Below are 19,387 nucleotides of genomic sequence, written 5' to 3'. Positions count from 1 at the left end.
TTGTCTTGCCGCAGCGCCCCGAGCGGCCTCAGTCGGAGCGTGCCGCCTCCATGCCGCGCCGAATCCGCATCAGGTCCTGATACGCCTCGGTGCGCTTTGCATCGGCTATCTGTTTCGCTTCGGTAAAGCGCAGCCAGTCACCGGCATCGGCCAGGCTGCTGCCTATGATGGCGTAGGCCTGTGTTTCCAGGCGGTCTGCCTCGTAGAACAGCTCGGTGTTCCTGGCCAGCTCTGCTTCCCAGCCGGTTTGTTTCGACGCTTCACGCCTATTCGCTGCCATGGCCTTCACCCCAAGGTCGTCATGTGCGAGCGAAGAGAGCAGGGGCCTGGTCGAGGCCGCCGGGTTCGTAGCTCGCGTAGGAGCGACACGAGCCGTTCTCGTGTCTGATAGGTCCTTCAGTGTTGATGGGTAAAGCAGCGGGTTCGTTCAAATTAGTTCAGGCTGCGGGATGTGCGGTGTGCCTTGACCATTCGTCACGCCGCGAGGTGAGGAGTTGAACGAGCCCGCGCGTGTCTCGGCCAGAGAGAGAACAGTCCGGCCTGCGCCGAGCCTACCTTGCAGGAGAACCATCATGAAAAAAATCGCCATGTGCCTGAGTCTTTGCAGCGTGTTCCTGCTGCACGGTTGTTTCGACAAGGGCAACACCAGTGGCGCCAAGTCGTCGGTGCAGATGCAGGAAAGCAAGTAAGGGCGTTAACGTGCGCTGAGATCCTTTGGATCTACACAAATTTTCAGACCCTGACAAATCTCCCTGTGGCGAGCGGGCTTGTCCCGCGTTGGGCTGCGCAGCAGCCCCAGTAAGGAAGAATGCGGTGTATCAGAAACTCTGTAGAGGCTGATTTTGGGGCTGCTACGCAGCCCAACGCGGGACAAGCCCGCTCGCCACAGGTGCCCTATCTACCGGGCGTTCAGCGTTGAGCCAGAGTTTTGTAGATACCTATGCCGCTATGAGGCGAACTTGAGCAGGCGGATAGTTATTCCCCAGCATGCTCATTTCACTGACCACACCGGGGAAAAGGTCGGGACGCTACCTTCAACGCATATGCAAAATAATCGGACTGCTGCTCGCCGGGTCGGTATGCCCGCGCAGCTTGCCGACTGCCTTGGCGTCGACCGCCTCCCCGTGGTTGCCCCAGGTGCTGCGTACGTAGGTCAGTACCTGGGCGATTTCCGCATCGGACAGTTGCTCACGAAACGCCGGCATGCGGTAGGCGTCCGGTACGCCGGCGGCCACTACCCGTTGTGAGCCGTTGAGGGTGATGTTGATTGCCGAGGCGCTTTCCTTGGCCAATGCCGAGGTGGCGCCGGCCAGGGGCGGCATCCATTCGGGTTGGCCCTTGCCGTCAAGGCCATGGCAGGAGGCGCAGCGGGTCGCGTAGGGGTGGGCGCCGGGGACGTCCTGGCGTGTGTCGGCGGCTACGTACTGCCAGGGCGTGCCGTCGCGCTGTGGGTCGCCGGGCAGTGACTTGAGGTAACGGGCGATGGCGGCCAGGTCGGCGTCTTCCATGAACTGCGTGGAGTTGTTGAAGGCTTCGGTCATCGAGCCGTAGACCACCGCATGGGCGTTGCGCCCGGTCTTGAGGAATTGCACGATCTGCGGCTCGCTCCAGCGCCCCAGCCCGGTGTTCGGGTCCTGGCGCAGGCTCGGTGCGTACCAGCCGTCGAGCAGGGCGCCGGCGAGGAACGGCTTGCCGGATTCGTCCAGGGCTTTTTCATTGAAGGCCAGGCCGCGCGGCGTGTGGCAGCTGCCGCAGTGGCCAGGGCCTTGGACGATATAGGCGCCGCGATTCCACAGTGCGTCCTGGTTGGGTTTGGCGGCGTAAGTGGCGGTCGGCGCGAAGAGGCCGTTCCACAGGGCGATGGGCCAGCGCAGATTGAGCGGCCAGGGAATATCGCTGGGGATGTTGGGCTCGTTGGCCGGTTGTACGCCTTGCATGAAGAACGCATACATCGCGCGTATATCCTCGTCGCTGAGCTTGGCGTAAGACGGGTAGGGCATCGCCGGGTAGAGCCGGCGGCCGCCCGGTGCGACGCCGTGGCGCACCGCACGGTCGAAGTCGGCGAGGCTGTAGGTGCCGATGCCGTGGGTGCGGTCCGGGGTGATGTTGGTGGCGTGAATGGCGCCCAGCGGCGTGGCCATTTCCAGGCCCCCGGCGAAGGGCGCCTTGCCCGGCAGGCTGTGGCAGGCGACGCAGTCACTGAGGCGGGCGACATATTCGCCGCGACTGACCTGTGCGGGGTCGACGCTGGCGGCCTGTTCCTGCGCGAACGGGGTGGCGGGCTGGCGGGTGACATACCAGCCCAGCAGGCCGGCGGCGACCAGGCAGGGCAGCACCAGCCAGCCTGCGGTTCTTGCGAATCGACGGTTGTTCATGGGCGGTCTCGCTCGGTTAGCTGAAGGTGTGTCGGCTTAATGGCAGGCTGCGCACACGCTGGCCGGTCAACTGCGCTACCGCATTGACCACGGCTGGCGCCACAGCGGGGAGCGGAGGCTCACCGATGCCGCCCATCTTCTCGCCACTCTCGACGATCTTTACGTGCACCTGCGCCATCCGTGAGGGCGGCAGGATCGGGTAAAGGTCGTAATTGCGCGCCCGTGGCTTACCGTCCACGTACACCGCTTCCTCCAGCAGGGTTTGCGATAAACCCAGGGCCACCGCGCCATTGACCTGGGCTTGCACAATCGCCGGGTTGACGATGCTGCCGGGGTCGATGGCTTCCCAGATGTGGTGCACCTTGACCTGGCCGTTCTCAAGCGAGACTTCGGCGATCACTGCCGCGTGGGAGCCGAACGGCGAGGCCATGGCCACGCCACGGGCGCGCCGGGTGCCGTCTTCGGCGGTGTAGGGGCCACGCTTCCAGCCACCGGACAACTCGCCCACGGCCTTGAGCAGGGTGGTCAGCCGTGGGTTGTCGCGCAGCAGATGCAGGCGCAGCTCATAGGGATCGCGGCCGCCTTTGTCCGCCAGTTCATCGAGGAACGCTTCGTAGAAGAAGTCATTCAGCGAATTGCCCACCGAACGCCAGTAGCCGAGCATGGCCGGGCCCTTGACGTAGATCTGCGCGATGCGTTTGTTGGGGATGGCGTAGCTCTTGCCCGACAGGCCTTCAAGGGCGGTGGGGTCGAGTTTTTCGCCCTGCTTGCCGGCGATGGCCTCGGTAGGGCCTTCGGTGGCGCTCACCGCTTCGATCGCCACCGGCAGGCCGTCGGCGTCCAGCGCTGCGCGGAACTTGACCACGGCGACTGGGCGCAACACGTCGCGCAGGAACTCTTCCTCACGGCTCCAGATCAGCTTGATCGGACGGCCCACCGCCTTGGCCAATGCAATCGCCTGCGGGTAAGGGCTGGCCGAGTCATACAGGAAGTGTCGGCCGAAAAACCCGCCCAGCAGCGGCGAGTGCAGGGTCACTTGCGCGGGGTCGAGCCCGGCACGCTTGGCGATGTCGGCGCGGAACATATCGGGCGCCTGGTTGGGCAGCCAGATCTCCAGCGAACCGTCGGGGTTGAAGCGTGCCAGGGCTGACGGTGGTTCCAGCTGGGCATGGTTGAGGTATTGGTTGTGGTAGGTGGCCTCGACCTGGGTCTTGGCGTTCTTCAACGCGCCGGCCACATCGCCTTCGTTCTCGTCGTCACGGGCCGGACCTTGCTGGGCCGCGAGAAAATCGCGAAAGCCGTCGCTGGAGAAATCCGCGGGCATGCCGCGCACTTTTGAGTCGGCCGTGGGTTCCTGCCAGTCGACCTGAATTGCCTCCACCGCACGCTTGGCGTGCCACCAGCGTTCGGCCACCACGGCTACCGCACCGGGCAGCACATGCACGGAGTGCACGCCTTTCATGGCTTCGACCTGGGATTGGTTACGCAGGCTGCCCACGGTCATGCCCAGGCGCGGCGCGTGCTGCACGGCGGCGTGGAGCATGCCGTCGACCTTCATGTCGATGCTGTACTGTGCCTTGCCGGTGGATTTGTCATAGGCATCCAGGCGCTTGACCGGCTTGCCGATCCAGCGGAACTGGCTCGGGTCGCGCAGGGTGATGCTGGCCGGGTCGGGCACCGGCATGTCCAGCGCGCGGCCGGCCAACTCGCCGTAGCCCAGGGAGCGGCCGGACGCGGCGTGCACCACGCGGCCGGGTTGGGTGGTCAGTTGCGCCACCGGCACACCGAGCTGCTCGGCACCGGCCTGCAACAGCATGGCGCGGGCGAGGGCGCCCAGGCGACGCATGACCGGGTAGCTCATGCGTACCGACATGCTGCCGCCGGTGATGCGCATGCCGTTTTCCATCACCACGTAGGCTTCACCGGGAGGTGCGGCTTCGACGATAAAGGTGGCGGGGTCGGCATCCAGCTCTTCGCCGACGATCTGCGCCATGGCGGTATGGGTGCCTTGGCCGCCTTCCATAAAGGGGCTGAGCAGGCGCACCGTGCCGTCCGGGCGAATCTCCAGGAACGCCGGCACCTGAGTGCCGCGTTCTGCGGCACTGGCGGCCTGCACTCGGGCCGAGCCCAGCGGCAGGCCGAAACCGATAACCAGCGCACCCACGGCCGTGCTGGCCAGGAAGCGGCGACGCGACAGGTTGATCGGCTCGCCCAGGGTGATGCCAGGGATGACGGATGGCGTGTTCATCAGGCGCTCTCCTTCCCGGCGGCCAGGTCATGCATGGCGGCATGGATGGCGTTGTAGGTGCCGCAGCGGCACAGGTTGACCATGGCCGCGTCGATCTGCGCATTGGTGGGGGCAGGGGTGTGCTTGAGCAACGCGGTGGCGGCCATCACCTGCCCGGACTGGCAGTAACCGCATTGCGCCACCTGATGCTCGACCCAGGCACTGACCACCCGCTTGCCCACTGCATCGGCTTCGATGGCCTCGATGGTGGTGATTTCACGCCCGACCACCCCGGCCACCGGCGTGACGCACGAACGCACGACATTGCCGTCCACCAGCACCGAGCAGGCGCCGCATTGGGCCAGGCCGCAGCCATACTTGGTGCCGGTCAGCCCGAGGTCATCGCGGATCACCCATAGCAACGGCGTGTCCGCGTCGGCGTCGACCTGATAGGCCTTTTGGTTGATGCGTAATTCCATGGCTGACTCACCTGCTGATCATCGGTTGGGATGGCGTGTTTCTTATAAGAAAGGCGATGGGCGCCCATTGTCGAACTCTAGACCAGGGCACAAGGGCTATCTATGAAAAAGCCGAAGACTCGGAGGATCAGGCAAGTATTCAGGAGGATTGAGTCAGTCAGGCAAGGTGGTCGATCAACATAGGGACCGGCCCCGATTGATTTGTGAGCCTTCATTGATCTGGGTCAATACAAGCCCCGATTGGCTCAAGATGGCCGTCCGAGAGCGGTAGAGCCGTTTTTATGGGTGATATCATGGCGCCACTATTTTGGCGTGAAAGGCGCCAGTCTGACCCATGGACATGAGGCTTTAGGGAAATGCTTAAGAACGCTCCGCTGCGTCTGAAACTGTTGTTGATTCTGCTGCTGCCGATGCTCGGGTTCCTGACCCTGGCCGGCGTGTTTGTGGTGGACAACTACAAAACGCTGCGCGACATGAACACCACGGTGATGGCCAGCGCCACCGCCCAGAAGTTAAGCCAACTGATTACCACGTTGCAGCGCGAGCGCGGTGCCAGTGGCGTGTTCCTCGGCAGTGGCGGCAAGTCCATGGGCGATCGCATGGTCCAGATGCGCAGGGACTCCAGTGCGGCCGTCGAGGTGGTGCGCGGTGTGTCCACCTCCGGCAATGCGAACCTGGACGACGTCCTGCGGGCCCTGGACCAGCTGCCGGCGATGCGCGAACAGGTCGATAAACTGAGCATCAACAGCACCGAATCCGGCGCGCGTTATACCCAGATCATTCAAGTGCTGACCGGCTACACCCATTCCCTGGAAGCGAGCGTCAACAACGCGACCATCGTCTACGCGCTGGGTGCACTGAATCAATTTATCGAGATGAAAGAGCGCGCCGGCCGTGAGCGCGTGGTGCTGGGCCTGGTGTTCAACCAGGGGCATTTCGATGAGGCGCTGTTGTCGCGCTTCAGCCGCAACCTGGGCGAGTTCGGCGCCTACTACGAGGCGTTCCGGCGCAAGGCGCCCGCGGCCTCGCTTGCGCAGTTCGATACGCAAATGCAACAACCTGCCGCCGTCGAAGTCGCCAAGTTGCAGCGCCTGGCGTTTGAGGTGCCGATGGGGCAGGCGCTGGGGATCAAACCCGAAGCCTGGTTTGAAACCTCCACCCAGCGCATTGACCTGATGAGCCAAGTGGAGGAAGCCCTGGGCCAAAGTGTCAGCAGCCTGGCAATGCACGAGCGTGATGACGCCAGCCGCGCCCTGTGGCTGACCATCGGCGCGGTGATCGTGTCCCTGTTGGCAGTGGCGGTGTTGTCCTGGCTGATCATCCGCATGATCGATTCGGCGGTGCGCGACCTGAACCGCGTGCTCAACGACCTGGCACAGCGCGACCTCACCGCGCGGGCGACTTATGAGAGCAAAGACGAGTTCGGTCAGATCTCGCGCAACCTCAACCGCATGGCGCAAGAGATCAGTGGCGTGGTGCAGGAAATCGGCAACGCCACCGCACACGTTGCAACGGCGGCGGAGGAGTCCTCAACCGTGACGATGCAGACCAGCCAAAGCGTCGAGCGCCAGCGCCAGAGCACTGAACTGGTGGCCACGGCGATCAACGAAATGAGTGCCACCGTGCGCGAGGTGGCGCACAGCACCAACGATGCGGCGCAACTGTCGCAACGGGTCAATGCCAGCACCACCCAAGGGCGCACCGAGATCGAAGGCACCATCACGCTGATCCGCCAGCTCTCGGGGCAGGCCGAGGACACCGCGCTGATCATTGACGAGCTCAAACAGGAAAGCGATGGGATTTCCTCCGTGCTTGACGTCATTCGCGGCATTGCTGAGCAAACCAACCTGCTGGCCTTGAACGCGGCCATCGAAGCGGCGCGGGCAGGGGATCATGGACGCGGATTTGCCGTGGTGGCCTCCGAGGTACGGGTGCTTGCCCAGAAGACCCAGGAGTCCACGGGGAACATTCAGCAGATGATCAGCAACCTGCAAAGTGGTTCCGATCGCGCGAGCTCGTCCATGCAGGAGACCTTGGGCAAGGCCCAGGACGGTGCACGCAAGGTCGAACGTGCGGGTGAGTTGTTGTTGGAGATCGCCGAAGGCGTGGCCAGTATCAGTGATCGTAACCTGCAGATTGCTTCGGCGGCTGAAGAGCAGAGTGCGGTTTCAGAAGACATCAACCGTAACGTCAACGAGATCAACGACCTGGTCATCCAGGTCAGTGCCGGCGCCGAGCAAACCGCAATCACCAGCCAGGAACTGGCGCGGCTGGCCGAGCACCAGCAGCGTCTGGTCAATCGTTTCAAAGTGGCGTGAGGCGAGGGCGGCCTGCTCCGACGGCGGTGGGTCAGTCGACCTCTACAGAGACTGACACTCCGCTATCGGGAGCAAGCCCCTTCCCACAGTTGTTTAGCGGTGTTGGATGGATTGTGGCGAGGCTTTGATTTCGACGAAGCCTGTTCCATTAGTCCGCCCACCCGTCACGCACCGCACTGCGAATCCCCTCCAGCAACATCGCGAATGCCGGGTTGTCATTGTTCTCGCGCCAGATCAGGTGCAGTTCGCTCTGTGCGCCTTCGCCCAGGTCGATATCGCGAAACACCACGTTCTTGAACACCACACTGCTGGCGCAACGCGGTACCAGCGCCAATCCCATGCCGGCGTTGACCAGGGCCAGGATGGTCAGGGACGAGCCCAGCCACTGCACATATTCGGGGGCGACACGGGCCGAGCGCAGCAGGCCGGTGAGCAGTTCGTTGAACGGCGGGTAGGCCGAATGGGCGTACATCAGGAAGGGCTGGGCGTCGAGGTCGTGGACGCTGACGCTGTCGGCGCTGGCCAGTCGATGGCTGCTCGGTACCGCCAGCACGAAGGGCTCGCGCACCAGGCATTCGGTGGCATAACCGGGCTCCAGCAGGGGCGCGCGGACGATGCCCAGGTCGATGCGGCGCGCACGCAGGGCTTCGTATTGCTGGTAGGTGTTCATCTCCGAGAGGTCGATTTTGACCTGAGGCTGCTTGAGCCGTGCCTCGGCAATGACCCTGGGCAAAAACTCATACACCGCGCTGCCGACGAAGCTGATATTCACCGTGCCAATGTCGCCCTCGGCAAAACGTCGCGCGGTCACGGCCGCCTGCTGGGCCCGTTCCAGCAGGTTCTGGGCCTCGATAAAAAACGCCCGCCCGGCGGCGGTGAGGGCGACGCTGCGGGTGGTGCGGGTAAACAGCTCCACGCCGAGGTGATGTTCCAGTAATTGGATCTGCCGGCTGAGGGGCGGCTGGGTCATGTTCAGGCGTTCGGCGGCGCGGCGAAAATTCAGCTCGGTGGCCACGGTGGTGAAGCAGCGCAGTTGCGTGAGTTCGAACATTGATCTAATCCAGGTATCAATCGAATGCCAAGTTAGATTAGACGGGAACAATCCCCGGCGTCCATGATCGGCACGTCCCTAAAAAAACAATGATTGGGAGTTGCCCTTGGATACCGTCCAGAATCCGCCCGACCCGAGCGTGCTTGCCCGAGCAGCCGCCAAGGTCAAGCGCCATGTACTGCCGTTGTTCGTGGTGATGTTCATCGTCAATTACATCGACCGGGTCAATATCGGCTTTGTGCGCAGCCATATGGAGACCGACCTGGGCATTGGCGCCGCCGCCTATGGCTTGGGTGCCGGGCTGTTCTTCATCGGTTACGCCATCTTCGAGGTGCCGTCCAACCTGCTGTTGCAGCGCTACGGCGCGCGGGCCTGGTTGACGCGCATCATGTTCACCTGGGGCGCGGCCGCGATGGCCATGGCCTTTGTCAAAGGCGAGACCAGTTTCTATATCCTGCGCTTCGTACTCGGCGCTGCCGAAGCCGGTTTTTTCCCCGGCATCATCTACTACTTCACCCAATGGCTGCCGGCCGCCGAGCGCGGCAAGGCAATGGCGATTTTCCTCAGTGGTTCGGCCATCGCCTCGGTGATTTCCGGGCCGGTGTCGGGGGCGTTGCTCAACGTCAGTGGCTTGAGCCTGCATGGCTGGCAGTGGATGTTCCTGATCGAGGGCTTTGCCTCCATCGTGTTGTGCGGGTTTGTGTGGTTCTGGTTGCAGTCTCACCCCCATCAGGCCAAGTGGCTCAGCGACGAAGAAAAACACGCGCTGGTGACAGCCATCGCGCTTGAGCAAACGGCCCGCGAAGCCACCCAGAGCGTGCGGCCGTCGATGTTCAAGCTGCTGGCCGACAAGCAGATCGCGCTGTTCTGCTTTATCTACTTTTCCATTGCCCTGACCATCTACGGCGCCACCTTCTGGCTGCCGAGCATGATCAAGAAAATGGGCAACCTCGGCGACTTCCAGGTGGGGTTGTTCAACTCGATCCCGTGGTTGATTTCCATCGTCGCCATGTACGGTTTCGCCGCCCTGGCCAGCAAGTGGAAACACCAGCAGGCGTGGGTTGCACTGATGCTGGTGATTGCCGCCGTCGGCATGTTCATGTCCACCATGGGCGGGCCGGTGTTTGCGTTTGTCGCCATCTGTTTTGCCGCGATTGGCTTCAAGGCCGCTTCCGCGCTGTTCTGGCCGATCCCCCAGGGTTACCTGGATGCGCGCATCGCGGCGGCGGTGATCGCCTTGATCAATTCGGTCGGCAACCTCGGCGGTTTCGTCGCGCCGACCACCTTCGGCCTGCTGGAGCAGACCACCGGTTCGATTGAAGGCGGGCTGTACGGCCTGGCCGCGACATCGCTGGTGGCCGCGGTGGTGGTGTTTTTTGCGCGCACTGCACCACGGCCCGGTGTGCCCCCCACCTCCAAACCGACTACTCATCATCACGCCTTGCGTCCAGGCCCACAGGGAGCCGCCTCTTGAAAATCGTCCGAGTCACCGTCACCCCCATCGCGTTTCGCGATCCGCCGCTGCTCAACGCCAGCGGTATCCACGAAGCCTTTGCGCTGCGCTCGATCATCGAAATCGAGAGCGACACCGGCTACATCGGCCTTGGCGAAAGCTACGGCGATGCCCCGGCGCTGGCGATCCAGCAACAGGTCAAGGACCAACTGATCGGCCTCGATCCGTTCAACCTCAACCAACTGCGCGCCATCGTGCAGGCCACCGTGGCGGCGCACAAACCTGTGAGCATTGCCGGCGCCGAACTGGCCCCCGGCTCCCATGCGAGCAAGGCAGTGAGCAATGCCTATTCGGCGTTTGAGGTGGCGTTTCTCGACCTGCAGGCGCACTCGCTGAATGTGCCGCTGGTGGACCTGCTGGGCGGCGCGATCCGCGATCAGATTCCGTTCAGCGCCTACCTGTTCTTCAAGTACGCCGAGCACATCGACTCGCCCTATAAACCCGACAGTTGGGGCGAAGCCCTCAACGAAGTACAGATCGTCGCCCAGGCGCGGCGGATGATCGACACCTATGGCTTCAAAAGCATCAAGCTCAAGGCCGGTGCGCTGGATCCAGAACATGAAGTGGCGTGCATCAAGGCCTTGAAAAAGGCCTTCCCCGGCGTGCCGCTGCGCATTGACCCGAATGGCAACTGGTCCCTGGAAACCTCGATCCGCATGGCCGAATTGCTCGGCGATGATCTGCAGTATTACGAAGACCCGACCCCCGGCCTGGAAGGCATGGCCGAGTTGCACACACGTACCGGCTTGCCCCTGGCGACTAACATGGTGGTCACCGATTTTGACGAGTTCCGCCGCAGCGTGGCCCTGAACAGCGTGCAGATCGTACTCGCCGACCATCACTACTGGGGCGGCCTGCGCGACACCCAGGTATTGGCGAAGATGTGCCAGACCTTTGGCCTGGGCGTGTCGATGCACTCCAACTCACACCTGGGCATCAGCCTGATGGCCATGGCCCACGTGGCCGCGTCGGTGCCCAACCTCGACTACGCCTGCGACACCCACTACCCCTGGCAAGAACCGGACGAAGAAGTGATCAAGGGCGGCAAACTGCCGATTGTCGACGGCTGCGTGAAGATCACCCGTGCACCGGGGCTGGGCCTGGAACTGGACCATGATCAACTGGGCAAGCTGCATGACCAATACCTCAGCTGCGGCATTCGCCAGCGCGACGACGTGAAGCAGATGCAGCGCTATCAACCGGATTGGAAGACCGTCAAACCGCGTTTCTGAAGCTGGTCGCTTCGTTTGGCCCGGTGACCTGCGTCACCGGGTTTTTTTTAGCTGAAATCTTCTTCGAAGTGCTCCTGCTCACCCCGTGTGTCGCTCTGGCGCCGCGCCACCTCCATCTGCCGTAACTCCACCCGGCGGATTTTGCCGGAAATAGTCTTGGGCAATTCGCTGACAAACTCGATCCGCCGCACCCGCTTGTAGGGCGCCAGATGTTCACGGGCGAAGGCGAGGATGTGCGCGGCCAGTTCGGCGCTGCCCGGGGCGTCATGGGCCAGGATCAGGAACGCCTTGGGCACCGCCAGGCGCACCGGATCGGGGCTGGGCACCACGGCCACTTCCATCACTGCCGGGTGTTCGATCAGCGCGCTTTCCAGCTCGAAGGGGCTGATGCGGTAGTCGGAGGCCTTGAACACGTCGTCGGCGCGCCCGACAAAGGTGATGTAGCCGTCGGCGTCGATCTGCGCGGTGTCGCCGGTGCGGTAGTAACCGTCGCGCATCACCTCGGCGGTTTTCTCCGGGCTGTCTTCGTAGCAGAGCATCAGGCCCAGTGGGCGTATATCCAGCGGCAGGGCGACTTCACCCTCGGTGCCCGGCACGCCGGCGGCGTCCAGCAGGGCCACCTGGTAGCCCGGCAACGGGCGGCCCATGGACCCTGGCTTGAGCAACTGGCCTGGCGTATTGCCGACCAGGGCGGTGGTTTCCGACTGGCCGAAGCCGTCGCGCAGTGGCAGGCCCCAGGCCTGTTGGATCTGCTCGATGATCTCCGGGTTCAGCGGTTCACCGGCGCCCACCAGTTCGCGCAGGTTCAGACGCGATTTGTAGCTGGCCAGGTCTTCCTGGATCAGCATGCGCCACACCGTGGGCGGGGCGCACAGGCTGGTCACCCGGTACTTCTCCAGTGCGCCGAGCAACGCCTGGGCACTGAACCGCGCGACGTTATGGATAAAGATGCAGGCGCCGGCATTCCACGGCGCGAACAGGCAGCTCCAGGCATGCTTGGCCCAGCCCGGCGAGGAGATGTTCAGGTGCAGGTCGCCGGGTTGCAGGCCGATCCAGTACATGGTCGACAGATGGCCGACCGGGTAGCTCTGGTGGCTGTGCAGCACCATCTTCGGTTTTGAAGTGGTGCCGGAGGTGAAATACAGCAGCATCGGGTCCGTGGCCAAGGTACGACCCTCGACCTCGAACCGCTCGGGGTATTCGAAAGCGGCGCTGTGCGCGACCCAGCCAGTAGGCGCCGCCCCCACACAGATGCGGCTGCAACCCTCGCCCAGGCCCTCGAACTTGCCGACATGCGCCGCGCCGACCACCAGGTGGCGGACCTGGCCCCGCTCGATGCGGTCGTGCAGGTCAACGGGGTTGAGCAGGGCGGTGGCGGGGATCACCACGGCGCCGAGCTTGAAGGCCGCCAGCATGGTTTCCCACAGCGCCACATCGTTGCCGAGCATCAGCAGCACGCGCTCGCCACGCCGCACACCGAGGGCGCGCAGGTGGTTGGCGACCTGGTTGGAGCGCGCGGCCAGTTGCTGGAAGCTGTAGCGCTGCTCGCTGCCGTCCTCTTCGACGATCCACAGCGCGTCGGCGGCATTGCCCTCAGCCATGGCATCGAAGTAATCCAGGGCCCAGTTGAAGGCGTCCAGTTGCGGCCAACGAAAGTCACGGGCGGCGGTGGCGTAGTCGGTACGGTGCGCGAGCAGAAAATCCCGGGCAGCCAGGAAGGACTGGGTCATGGTCGGTGTCCTTAATTATTGTTGTGGGGACTGACCCCTCGGGTGCATCGAGAGGCTGGACCGAGTATAGGCACGCATAAATAAGAGCAAAACGCTCAAAAACACCGGAGCGTTGTGCAAAAAAGTCATGGGCGATAAGGGCTGGCGAGTGGTGATTGACGGGTGATACGTAAAAGTCCAGTATGGAATTATAAGTACAAAAGATCCCGCTCCAGCTTTTTCTTCACGCTTGCCAAAACCAATAACAACTCGCGAGAAACGACATGAAGAAACTCTCCCTCATCACCGCCCTGGCCTTGGGCCTGATCGCCTCCAGCCAGCTGCTGGCCGCCGAGAAAACCCTGCGCATCGGTATCGAAGCGGCTTACCCGCCCTTTGCGTCCAAGACCGAGGAGGGCAAGATCGTTGGGTTCGACTACGACATCGGCAATGCGCTGTGTGCGCAGATGAAGGTCAAGTGTGTGTGGGTCGAAGGTGAATTCGACGGCCTGATTCCTTCCCTCAAGGTGAAGAAAATCGACATGGCCTTGTCGTCCATGACCATTAATGAGGATCGCAAGAAGTCGGTGGATTTCTCCCACAAGTACTACTTCACCTCATCGCGCCTGGTGATGAAGGACGGTGCCGTGGTGGACGACCAGTACGCCAGCCTCAAGGGCAAGACCGTGGGTGTGCAGCGCGCCACCACGACCGACCGTTATGCCACCGAGGTGTTTGAACCCAAGGGCATCAACGTCAAGCGCTACAGCAATAACGAAGAGATCTACATGGACCTGGCGGCAGGCCGGCTGGACGCGATCTTCGCCGACACCATTCCCTTGAATGACTTTTTGCAGATGCCACGCGGCAAGGGCTATGGGTTTGTCGGCCCGGAACTCAAGGACCCGAAATACGTGGGCGAGGGCGCCGGGATCGCGGTGCGCAAAGGCAATACTGCGCTGGTCAGCGAACTGAACAGCGCCATCGATGGCATTCGCGCCAGTGGGGAATACCAGAAGATTTCACAGCAGTACTTCAAGGCTGACATCTACGGCGATTGAGCGTCATACGCGGGCAAAATGTGGTGGGAGAGGGCAAGCCCCCTCCCACACTTGATCAGCCCTTGAGCTCCTTCAAATGCTTGTAGACCGTGGCCCGGCCCATGCCCAGCACGTTGGCCACGTAGTTCGAGGCGCTTTTGCCCTTGAACGCGCCTTCGGCATGCAGCGCCAGTACCAGCTCACGCTTGTGGTCACGGGTGAGCAGGTTCAGGCTCAGCTGGCGCTCGCGCATCCAGGCATGCAGGAACGTGTTGATGCGCTCCTGCCAGTCATCGCGAAACAGCGAGTCCGGTTGCGGGATCAGCTTGCTCGGCGACAGGAACAGGTCCAGCGCCGCCTTGGCGTTTTCGAACAGTGAGATATTCAGGTTGATGCACAGCACCGCCAGGCGGCGACCTGTGTGGTCATGCAGCACGGTGCTCAGGCTGCGGATTTTCTGGCCATCCCAATTGAGCTTTTCGTAGGGGCCGATATTCACGTCGCTGACGTCGGCGCTGAGCATGTCTTCCAGCGCCGAGTCGTCGCCAATGCCACGTTTGGACAGGTTATTGGCGATGTAATCGACTTTTTGCGTGCGCAGGTCATGCAGCACCACTTCGGCGTGGGGGAAGAACAGCGTGGCGATTGCATCGGCAATCGCGCGGAAATTCTGCATGACTTTTTCGTGTTCGGCGGTGTTCATCAATGCGGCTCCAGGCGGGCGAGGGAGAGCATACCAGCGTCCAGGCCGAACCGCGTCAGTGGCTCCGGCAACGCTTCACCGCGCACCAGCGCCGCACTGGCCTGGCCCATGGCGGGCGATGTCTGGATCCCATAACCGCCTTGCGCCGCCACCCAGAACAGGCCGGGCACCTGTGGGTCGAAGCCGCTGAGCAAATCACCATCGTGCACAAAACTGCGCAGGCCGGCCCAGGTGCGCGTCGGGCGGCGGATGCTCAGGGTCGTGGCTTCTTCGATCTGGTAGATGCCCATGGCGATGTCCAGTTCTTCGGGCTGGATATCCTGGGGCTCCACCGGGTTGGCATTCGCCGGCGAGCCGAGGAACATGCCGGCGTCGGGCTTCATGTAGAAGGCTTCGTCGAGGGCCACCAGCATCGGCCAGGCATGGCTGTCCACGCCTTCGGGGCCGGCGAAGATAAACGCCGAGCGCCGCTTGGGTTGCAGGCCGATGGACGCGGCGCCCGCCAGCCCGCCGATATGATCGGCCCAGGCCCCGGCGGCGTTGATGATGATGGGCGCGGTGTAGGTCCCGTCCTGGGTGTTTACGTGCCAGAGTCCCGCGCTGTCACGGCTCAAGCCCAGTACATGGCTGTCGGTGCGCACTTCGCCCTGATTGCGCCGGATACCGCGCAAATAGCCCTGGTGCAGGGCGTCGGTGTCGATGTCGCTGGCGGTCGGGTCATACAGCGCGCCATGGACTTTTTCCCGGCGCAGGATCGGCAGGCGCGCGCAGGCTTCATCCGCCGTAAGCCGTTCGACCTGCGGCACCGTGGCCTTGGCGCTCAGGTACTGGGCCTGCAATTCGGCGGCGTCGCCGTTGAAGTCCACGGTCATTTCGCCGCGCGGCGTCAGCAGGGGATGCTCGCAGAAACCTGGCGGCGGGTTATCGAAAAACGCGCGGCTGGCCTGGGTCAACGCACGCACCTGCGGGGTGCCATACGCCGCCGTGTAGAGCGCCGCCGAGCGTCCGGTGGAGTGATAGGCCGGGTGGGATTCACGCTCCAGCACCAGCACCTTGCCATGCGGCGACAACCAGAAACCCGTGGACGCGCCGGCAATGCCGCCGCCGATGATGATGAAGTCTGCGTGGCTCATAAGTGTCTCCAGAGGGCACTGGCCAGTGCGATGTCTTCCAGGCCCAGGCCGATGGACCGGAAGAATACGTGGCGGTCATAGGCCGGGCGCTGCACCTGCTCACTGAGCAGTTCGGGCAGGTCGCCGACGATGGCGTTTTTGTCCCAGCCGTGCTGTTCAGCGGCGATCAGCATCTCGCCGGCCGAGCCGGGGGTGGTCTGGCGATAGTCGCAGAACACCTGCATGGCGTTGAGGCTCTGGGGCGGCACTTCATGGGCACGCGGGGCGTTGGTGCTGATCGAGGTGATGAGCGCCGGCTTGCTCAAGCGCGACGGGTCGATCACCGGGCCGGCCGATGAGGTGCACAGCAGGATCACATCGGCGTCGGCCACCGCCGCATCGCAGCTGTCGGCGACGCTCAAGCGTGGATCCAGGCGTTTGATGGCGTCGGTATTGGCAGTGGCCAGGCTGGGCGAAAACACACTGATGCTCTGCCAGTCCCGCAGGTTTTTCACGTAGTGCAGATGCGCCTGGGCCACCTTGCCGCTGCCGATGATCGCCAGGCGCCGCGCCGTTTGCGGGGCCAATGCCTCCACCGCCAGCGCAGTGGTCGCGGCGGTGCGCGCGGTGGTCAACTCGGCGGCATCGCACAGTAACAGGGGCTCCCCGGTCTGCATCGACATCAACAGCGTCCAGGCCGTCACCAGCGGCCCTTGCTCGCGCACGATATACGGCGAGGTCTTGACCCCGTACACCCCCTCTTCAGCCAGCACGCCCAGGTAGTTGATGAAATCGCCGGCGCCGTGGGGGAACGCCACTAATTGCTGCGCCGGTTGCACCGCGTGCCCGGCGGCCAGGGCGCGGAACAGCGTGTGCAGGATCTGCGGCACATCGACTTGAGCGAGCAATTCACGGGCCTGGGCCTGGTTGATCACTTGGGGGGTGATGGACATATGCGCCTCTGGGTAAGAACTATTTTGTCTATTATGGACTTTTAGTTCTGTTGTTCAAGCGCTAAACCTCAGCCGTTGAACCGAAACCCATCCGATAACTTGCCCTTCAAATACCCCACCAACGCACTCACCGACTTCGGCACATGGGGCGAATACGGCCGAATCAGGTAGATCTCATCGGCAAACGCGCCCTTGAGTGTCCAGGCCTTGAGCACCTGCACCAGCTTGCCGCTGGCCAGCGCAGCGTGGGCGCTGAAGTCTGGGAGCAGGGCGATGCCCAAGTGGTTGAGCGCCGAATCACGCAGGGCTTCGCTGTTGTTGGTGGCGAAGCTGCCGGCGATGGGTACGGTGAGGCGTTCGACGGTTTTGTTGCCGCGCTCGAACGTCCACGCGGGCTGGTCGGTGCCGCGCGGGTAGAACAGGCAGTTGTGCGTGGACAGGTCGCCGGGTTCGCGCGGTTCGCCATGGCGTTGCAGGTAATCGCGGGTGGCGACCAGCACCGAGCCGGTGTCGCACAGTTTCCACGCCACATGGGTTTCCGGCACCTGGAAGCCATGGCGCACGGCCAGGTCGTAGCCCTCGGCCGCCAGTGAACTCAGGGCATCCGACACATCCAGCTGGATACGCACCTGCGGGTACTGCTGCAGGAATTCCGATAAGTGCGGCACCAGCTGTTGTCGGGCGAATGCCACGGGGGCGGTCAAGCGCACCAGGCCACGAATCTCCCCGGCGGAATCGCGCACCGACGAGAAACTGCGCGCGATTTGCTCATAGGCACCGCGCACTTCACGGGTCAGCGACAACCCGGCATCGGTCAACCGCACACTGCGCGTGGTGCGGGTCACCAGCCGCGTGCCGGTGGCTTTCTCCAGGTCGGAAATGCGCTGGCTGACCGCGGATTTACTCACCCCCAGGCGCGCGGCGGCGGCGGTGTAGGTGCCGTGTTCCTCCAGCACTGAGAGCCAGTGAATGTGGGTCCACAGCCCTTCGATCTCGGATTTTTCCATGGGCTTATTGTTCGCTTGTAAGGACAATCAGTTCTTGATTCTGCTCTGGTTTGGAACAAACCGAAAGCCTATCGTGTGTCCCAACGCAACCCACCTGGATCGACTGCCATGACTACAACAATCGAGCACTACATCAACGACCAGCGCGTCAGCCGCGATGATCGCTATCAGGACGTCTACAACCCGGCCACCGGCGAAATCACCGGCCGCGTTGCCCTGGCCAGCAGCCAGACCGTGTCCGAAGCCGTCGCCGCTGCCCAGGCCGCTTTTGCCGGTTGGGCCGACACCCCACCCATCCGTCGCGCCCGCGTGCTGTTCGAATACCTGCACCTGCTGCGTGAGCGCAAGGACGACCTGGCGCGCATCATCGTCGCCGAACACGGCAAGGTCTTCACCGACGCCCAGGGCGAAGTCGACCGTGGCATCGACATTCTCGAATTCGCCTGCGGCATCCCCAACCTGCTCAAAGGCGAGCATTCCGACCAGGTCTCCCGTGGCATGGACAACTGGACGATGCGCCAACCCCTGGGCGTCGTAGCCGGTGTCACGCCGTTCAACTTCCCGGTGATGGTGCCGATGTGGATGTACCCGATCGCCATTGCGGCGGGCAACACCTTCATCCTCAAGCCAAGCCCGACCGACCCAAGTGCTTCGCTGTTCATGGCCGAACTGCTGCGTGAAGCCGGCCTGCCCAAAGGCGTGTTCAACGTGGTGCAGGGCGACAAGGAATCGGTGGACGCGCTGATCGCGCACCCGGACGTCAAGGCCGTGAGCTTCGTCGGCTCCACGCCGATTGCGCAGTACATCTACGAAACCGGTGCGCGCAACGGCAAGCGTGTGCAAGGCCTGGGCGGTGCGAAGAACCACATGGTGGTGATGCCGGACGCGGATATCGAAAAAACCGTCGACGCCTTGATGGGCGCCGCCTACGGCAGTGCCGGCGAACGCTGCATGGCCATTTCCGTAGCGGTGCTGGTTGGCGATGTCGGTGACAAAGTCATCGCCGCCCTGACCGAACGCGCCAAGCACCTGCGCATCACCGACGGCCGCGACCTCAAGGCCGAGATGGGCCCGATTGTGTCCCGCGCCGCACTGGAGCGCATCAGCGGCTACATCGAACAAGGCGTGCAGGCCGGCGCGCAACTGCTGCTCGACGGACGTGACTATGTACCCACCGAAGCCGGCCTGGAAAACGGCTTCTGGCTCGGCGCGACGCTGTTCGACCACGTGACCAAAGAGATGAGCATCTACCGCGAAGAAATCTTCGGCCCGGTACTGGCCTGCGTGCGCGTGAATGACTTCGCCGAGGCGGTGAAGCTGGTCAACGACCACGAATTCGGCAACGGCGTCAGCTGCTTTACCCGCGACGGCAACATTGCCCGCGAGTTTGCCCGGCGTATCGAAGTGGGCATGGTCGGCATCAACGTACCGATCCCGGTGCCGATGGCCTGGCACGGGTTTGGTGGCTGGAAGAAGAGCCTGTTCGGCGACATGCATGCCTACGGCACTGAGGGTGTGCGCTTCTACACCAAGCAGAAATCGATCATGCAGCGCTGGTCGGAGAGCATCGAGCAGGGCGCCGAGTTTGCGATGCCGGTGTCCAAATAACGCTTGGAAGAACACCGCAGGGCAAAAGTGGGAGGGGGTAAACCCCCTCCCACTTTTGGT

At 63.1% G+C, this 19,387-nt stretch carries 15 protein-coding genes; 5 read left to right on the top strand and 10 right to left on the bottom strand.

Annotated elements, in window-relative coordinates; genetic code table 11:
* Positions 1-28: 28 nt before the first annotated feature.
* The 4 genes from J1G35_RS08010 to J1G35_RS07995 all read right to left on the bottom strand — a co-directional run bounded on the left by J1G35_RS08010 (position 29) and on the right by J1G35_RS07995 (position 5,081).
* Complete coding sequence (locus J1G35_RS08010) at positions 29-280, bottom strand: hypothetical protein (RefSeq protein WP_053139889.1); 252 nt, start codon at positions 278-280, stop codon at positions 29-31.
* 754 nt (positions 281-1,034) lie between these two features.
* Positions 1,035-2,375 (bottom strand): cytochrome c, encoded by a 1,341-nt coding sequence (locus J1G35_RS08005; protein ID WP_223014431.1) that lies wholly within the window; start codon positions 2,373-2,375, stop codon positions 1,035-1,037.
* Between the two features lie 16 nt (positions 2,376-2,391).
* Complete coding sequence (locus J1G35_RS08000) at positions 2,392-4,623, bottom strand: molybdopterin cofactor-binding domain-containing protein (protein WP_223014429.1); 2,232 nt, start codon at positions 4,621-4,623, stop codon at positions 2,392-2,394.
* On the bottom strand, positions 4,623-5,081 hold the full coding sequence (locus J1G35_RS07995) for a (2Fe-2S)-binding protein (protein ID WP_053139596.1): 459 nt from the start codon (positions 5,079-5,081) through the stop codon (positions 4,623-4,625). Before J1G35_RS07995 ends, J1G35_RS08000 begins: the two co-directional genes overlap by 1 nt.
* Positions 5,082-5,437: 356 nt before the next feature.
* On the opposite strand from J1G35_RS07995, the gene J1G35_RS07990 reads away from it, so the two are divergent.
* Entirely contained in the window at positions 5,438-7,399 is a 1,962-nt protein-coding gene (locus J1G35_RS07990; RefSeq protein ID WP_223014427.1) for a methyl-accepting chemotaxis protein, read from the top strand.
* Positions 7,400-7,547: 148 nt separating this feature from the next.
* Here the strand turns inward: J1G35_RS07990 and J1G35_RS07985 are convergent, their stop codons facing one another.
* Entirely contained in the window at positions 7,548-8,450 is a 903-nt protein-coding gene (locus J1G35_RS07985) for a LysR substrate-binding domain-containing protein (RefSeq protein WP_053139592.1), read from the bottom strand.
* Between the two features lie 106 nt (positions 8,451-8,556).
* Between J1G35_RS07985 and J1G35_RS07980 the strand changes: the two genes are divergently transcribed.
* Together J1G35_RS07980 and J1G35_RS07975 are read left to right on the top strand one after the other, a co-directional pair.
* Positions 8,557-9,924: an MFS transporter gene (locus tag J1G35_RS07980; RefSeq protein WP_053139886.1), complete on the top strand. Its 1,368-nt coding sequence runs from the start codon at positions 8,557-8,559 to the stop codon at positions 9,922-9,924.
* Complete coding sequence (locus J1G35_RS07975; protein WP_223014425.1) at positions 9,921-11,195, top strand: glucarate dehydratase family protein; 1,275 nt, start codon at positions 9,921-9,923, stop codon at positions 11,193-11,195. The genes J1G35_RS07980 and J1G35_RS07975 overlap by 4 nt, the downstream gene beginning before the upstream one ends.
* Positions 11,196-11,242: 47 nt before the next feature.
* Here the strand turns inward: J1G35_RS07975 and J1G35_RS07970 are convergent, their stop codons facing one another.
* Complete coding sequence (locus tag J1G35_RS07970; RefSeq protein ID WP_223014423.1) at positions 11,243-12,925, bottom strand: AMP-binding protein; 1,683 nt, start codon at positions 12,923-12,925, stop codon at positions 11,243-11,245.
* Between the two features lie 263 nt (positions 12,926-13,188).
* Here J1G35_RS07970 and J1G35_RS07965 point away from each other — a divergent pair, with 263 nt between their 5' ends.
* A complete protein-coding gene (locus tag J1G35_RS07965) occupies positions 13,189-13,965 on the top strand; it encodes an ABC transporter substrate-binding protein (protein WP_223014421.1) in 777 nt (258 codons plus the stop codon).
* Between the two features lie 55 nt (positions 13,966-14,020).
* On the opposite strand, the gene J1G35_RS07960 is transcribed toward J1G35_RS07965, so the two are convergent.
* The 4 genes from J1G35_RS07960 to J1G35_RS07945 all read right to left on the bottom strand — a co-directional run bounded on the left by J1G35_RS07960 (position 14,021) and on the right by J1G35_RS07945 (position 17,719).
* Entirely contained in the window at positions 14,021-14,647 is a 627-nt protein-coding gene (locus J1G35_RS07960) for a PAS domain-containing protein (RefSeq protein ID WP_223014419.1), read from the bottom strand.
* On the bottom strand, positions 14,647-15,780 hold the full coding sequence (locus tag J1G35_RS07955) for an FAD-binding oxidoreductase (protein ID WP_223014418.1): 1,134 nt from the start codon (positions 15,778-15,780) through the stop codon (positions 14,647-14,649). The genes J1G35_RS07960 and J1G35_RS07955 overlap by 1 nt, the downstream gene beginning before the upstream one ends.
* The gene (locus J1G35_RS07950; RefSeq protein ID WP_223014415.1) at positions 15,777-16,712 is read right to left on the bottom strand and encodes an ornithine cyclodeaminase family protein; all 936 of its coding nucleotides are present in this window, start codon (positions 16,710-16,712) and stop codon (positions 15,777-15,779) included. The genes J1G35_RS07955 and J1G35_RS07950 overlap by 4 nt, the downstream gene beginning before the upstream one ends.
* A 68-nt stretch (positions 16,713-16,780) precedes the next feature.
* Positions 16,781-17,719 (bottom strand): LysR family transcriptional regulator, encoded by a 939-nt coding sequence (locus J1G35_RS07945; protein WP_223014413.1) that lies wholly within the window; start codon positions 17,717-17,719, stop codon positions 16,781-16,783.
* Positions 17,720-17,827: 108 nt separating this feature from the next.
* On the opposite strand from J1G35_RS07945, the gene J1G35_RS07940 reads away from it, so the two are divergent.
* Positions 17,828-19,327 (top strand): CoA-acylating methylmalonate-semialdehyde dehydrogenase, encoded by a 1,500-nt coding sequence (locus J1G35_RS07940; protein WP_223014412.1) that lies wholly within the window; start codon positions 17,828-17,830, stop codon positions 19,325-19,327.
* Positions 19,328-19,387: the final 60 nt, after the last annotated feature.

This window comes from Pseudomonas sp. SH10-3B (assembly GCF_019891415.1).
Classification (GTDB): Bacteria; Pseudomonadota; Gammaproteobacteria; order Pseudomonadales; family Pseudomonadaceae; genus Aquipseudomonas.
Note: the sequence above shows the minus strand (reverse complement) of the source record. Positions and strands in the feature narration are given on the sequence as shown.

What these genes read in the sequence shown, in the direction of transcription:
- J1G35_RS08010 (WP_053139889.1), bottom strand. Translation starts at nt 280, where the DNA reads ATGGCAGCGAATAGGCGTGAAGCGTCGAAACAAACCGGCTGGGAAGCA.
- J1G35_RS08005 (WP_223014431.1), bottom strand. Translation starts at nt 2,375, where the DNA reads ATGAACAACCGTCGATTCGCAAGAACCGCAGGCTGGCTGGTGCTGCCC.
- J1G35_RS08000 (WP_223014429.1), bottom strand. Translation starts at nt 4,623, where the DNA reads ATGAACACGCCATCCGTCATCCCTGGCATCACCCTGGGCGAGCCGATC.
- J1G35_RS07995 (WP_053139596.1), bottom strand. Translation starts at nt 5,081, where the DNA reads ATGGAATTACGCATCAACCAAAAGGCCTATCAGGTCGACGCCGACGCG.
- J1G35_RS07990 (WP_223014427.1), top strand. Translation starts at nt 5,438, where the DNA reads ATGCTTAAGAACGCTCCGCTGCGTCTGAAACTGTTGTTGATTCTGCTG.
- J1G35_RS07985 (WP_053139592.1), bottom strand. Translation starts at nt 8,450, where the DNA reads ATGTTCGAACTCACGCAACTGCGCTGCTTCACCACCGTGGCCACCGAG.
- J1G35_RS07970 (WP_223014423.1), bottom strand. Translation starts at nt 12,925, where the DNA reads ATGACCCAGTCCTTCCTGGCTGCCCGGGATTTTCTGCTCGCGCACCGT.
- J1G35_RS07965 (WP_223014421.1), top strand. Translation starts at nt 13,189, where the DNA reads ATGAAGAAACTCTCCCTCATCACCGCCCTGGCCTTGGGCCTGATCGCC.
- J1G35_RS07960 (WP_223014419.1), bottom strand. Translation starts at nt 14,647, where the DNA reads ATGAACACCGCCGAACACGAAAAAGTCATGCAGAATTTCCGCGCGATT.
- J1G35_RS07955 (WP_223014418.1), bottom strand. Translation starts at nt 15,780, where the DNA reads ATGAGCCACGCAGACTTCATCATCATCGGCGGCGGCATTGCCGGCGCG.
- J1G35_RS07950 (WP_223014415.1), bottom strand. Translation starts at nt 16,712, where the DNA reads ATGTCCATCACCCCCCAAGTGATCAACCAGGCCCAGGCCCGTGAATTG.
- J1G35_RS07945 (WP_223014413.1), bottom strand. Translation starts at nt 17,719, where the DNA reads ATGGAAAAATCCGAGATCGAAGGGCTGTGGACCCACATTCACTGGCTC.
- J1G35_RS07940 (WP_223014412.1), top strand. Translation starts at nt 17,828, where the DNA reads ATGACTACAACAATCGAGCACTACATCAACGACCAGCGCGTCAGCCGC.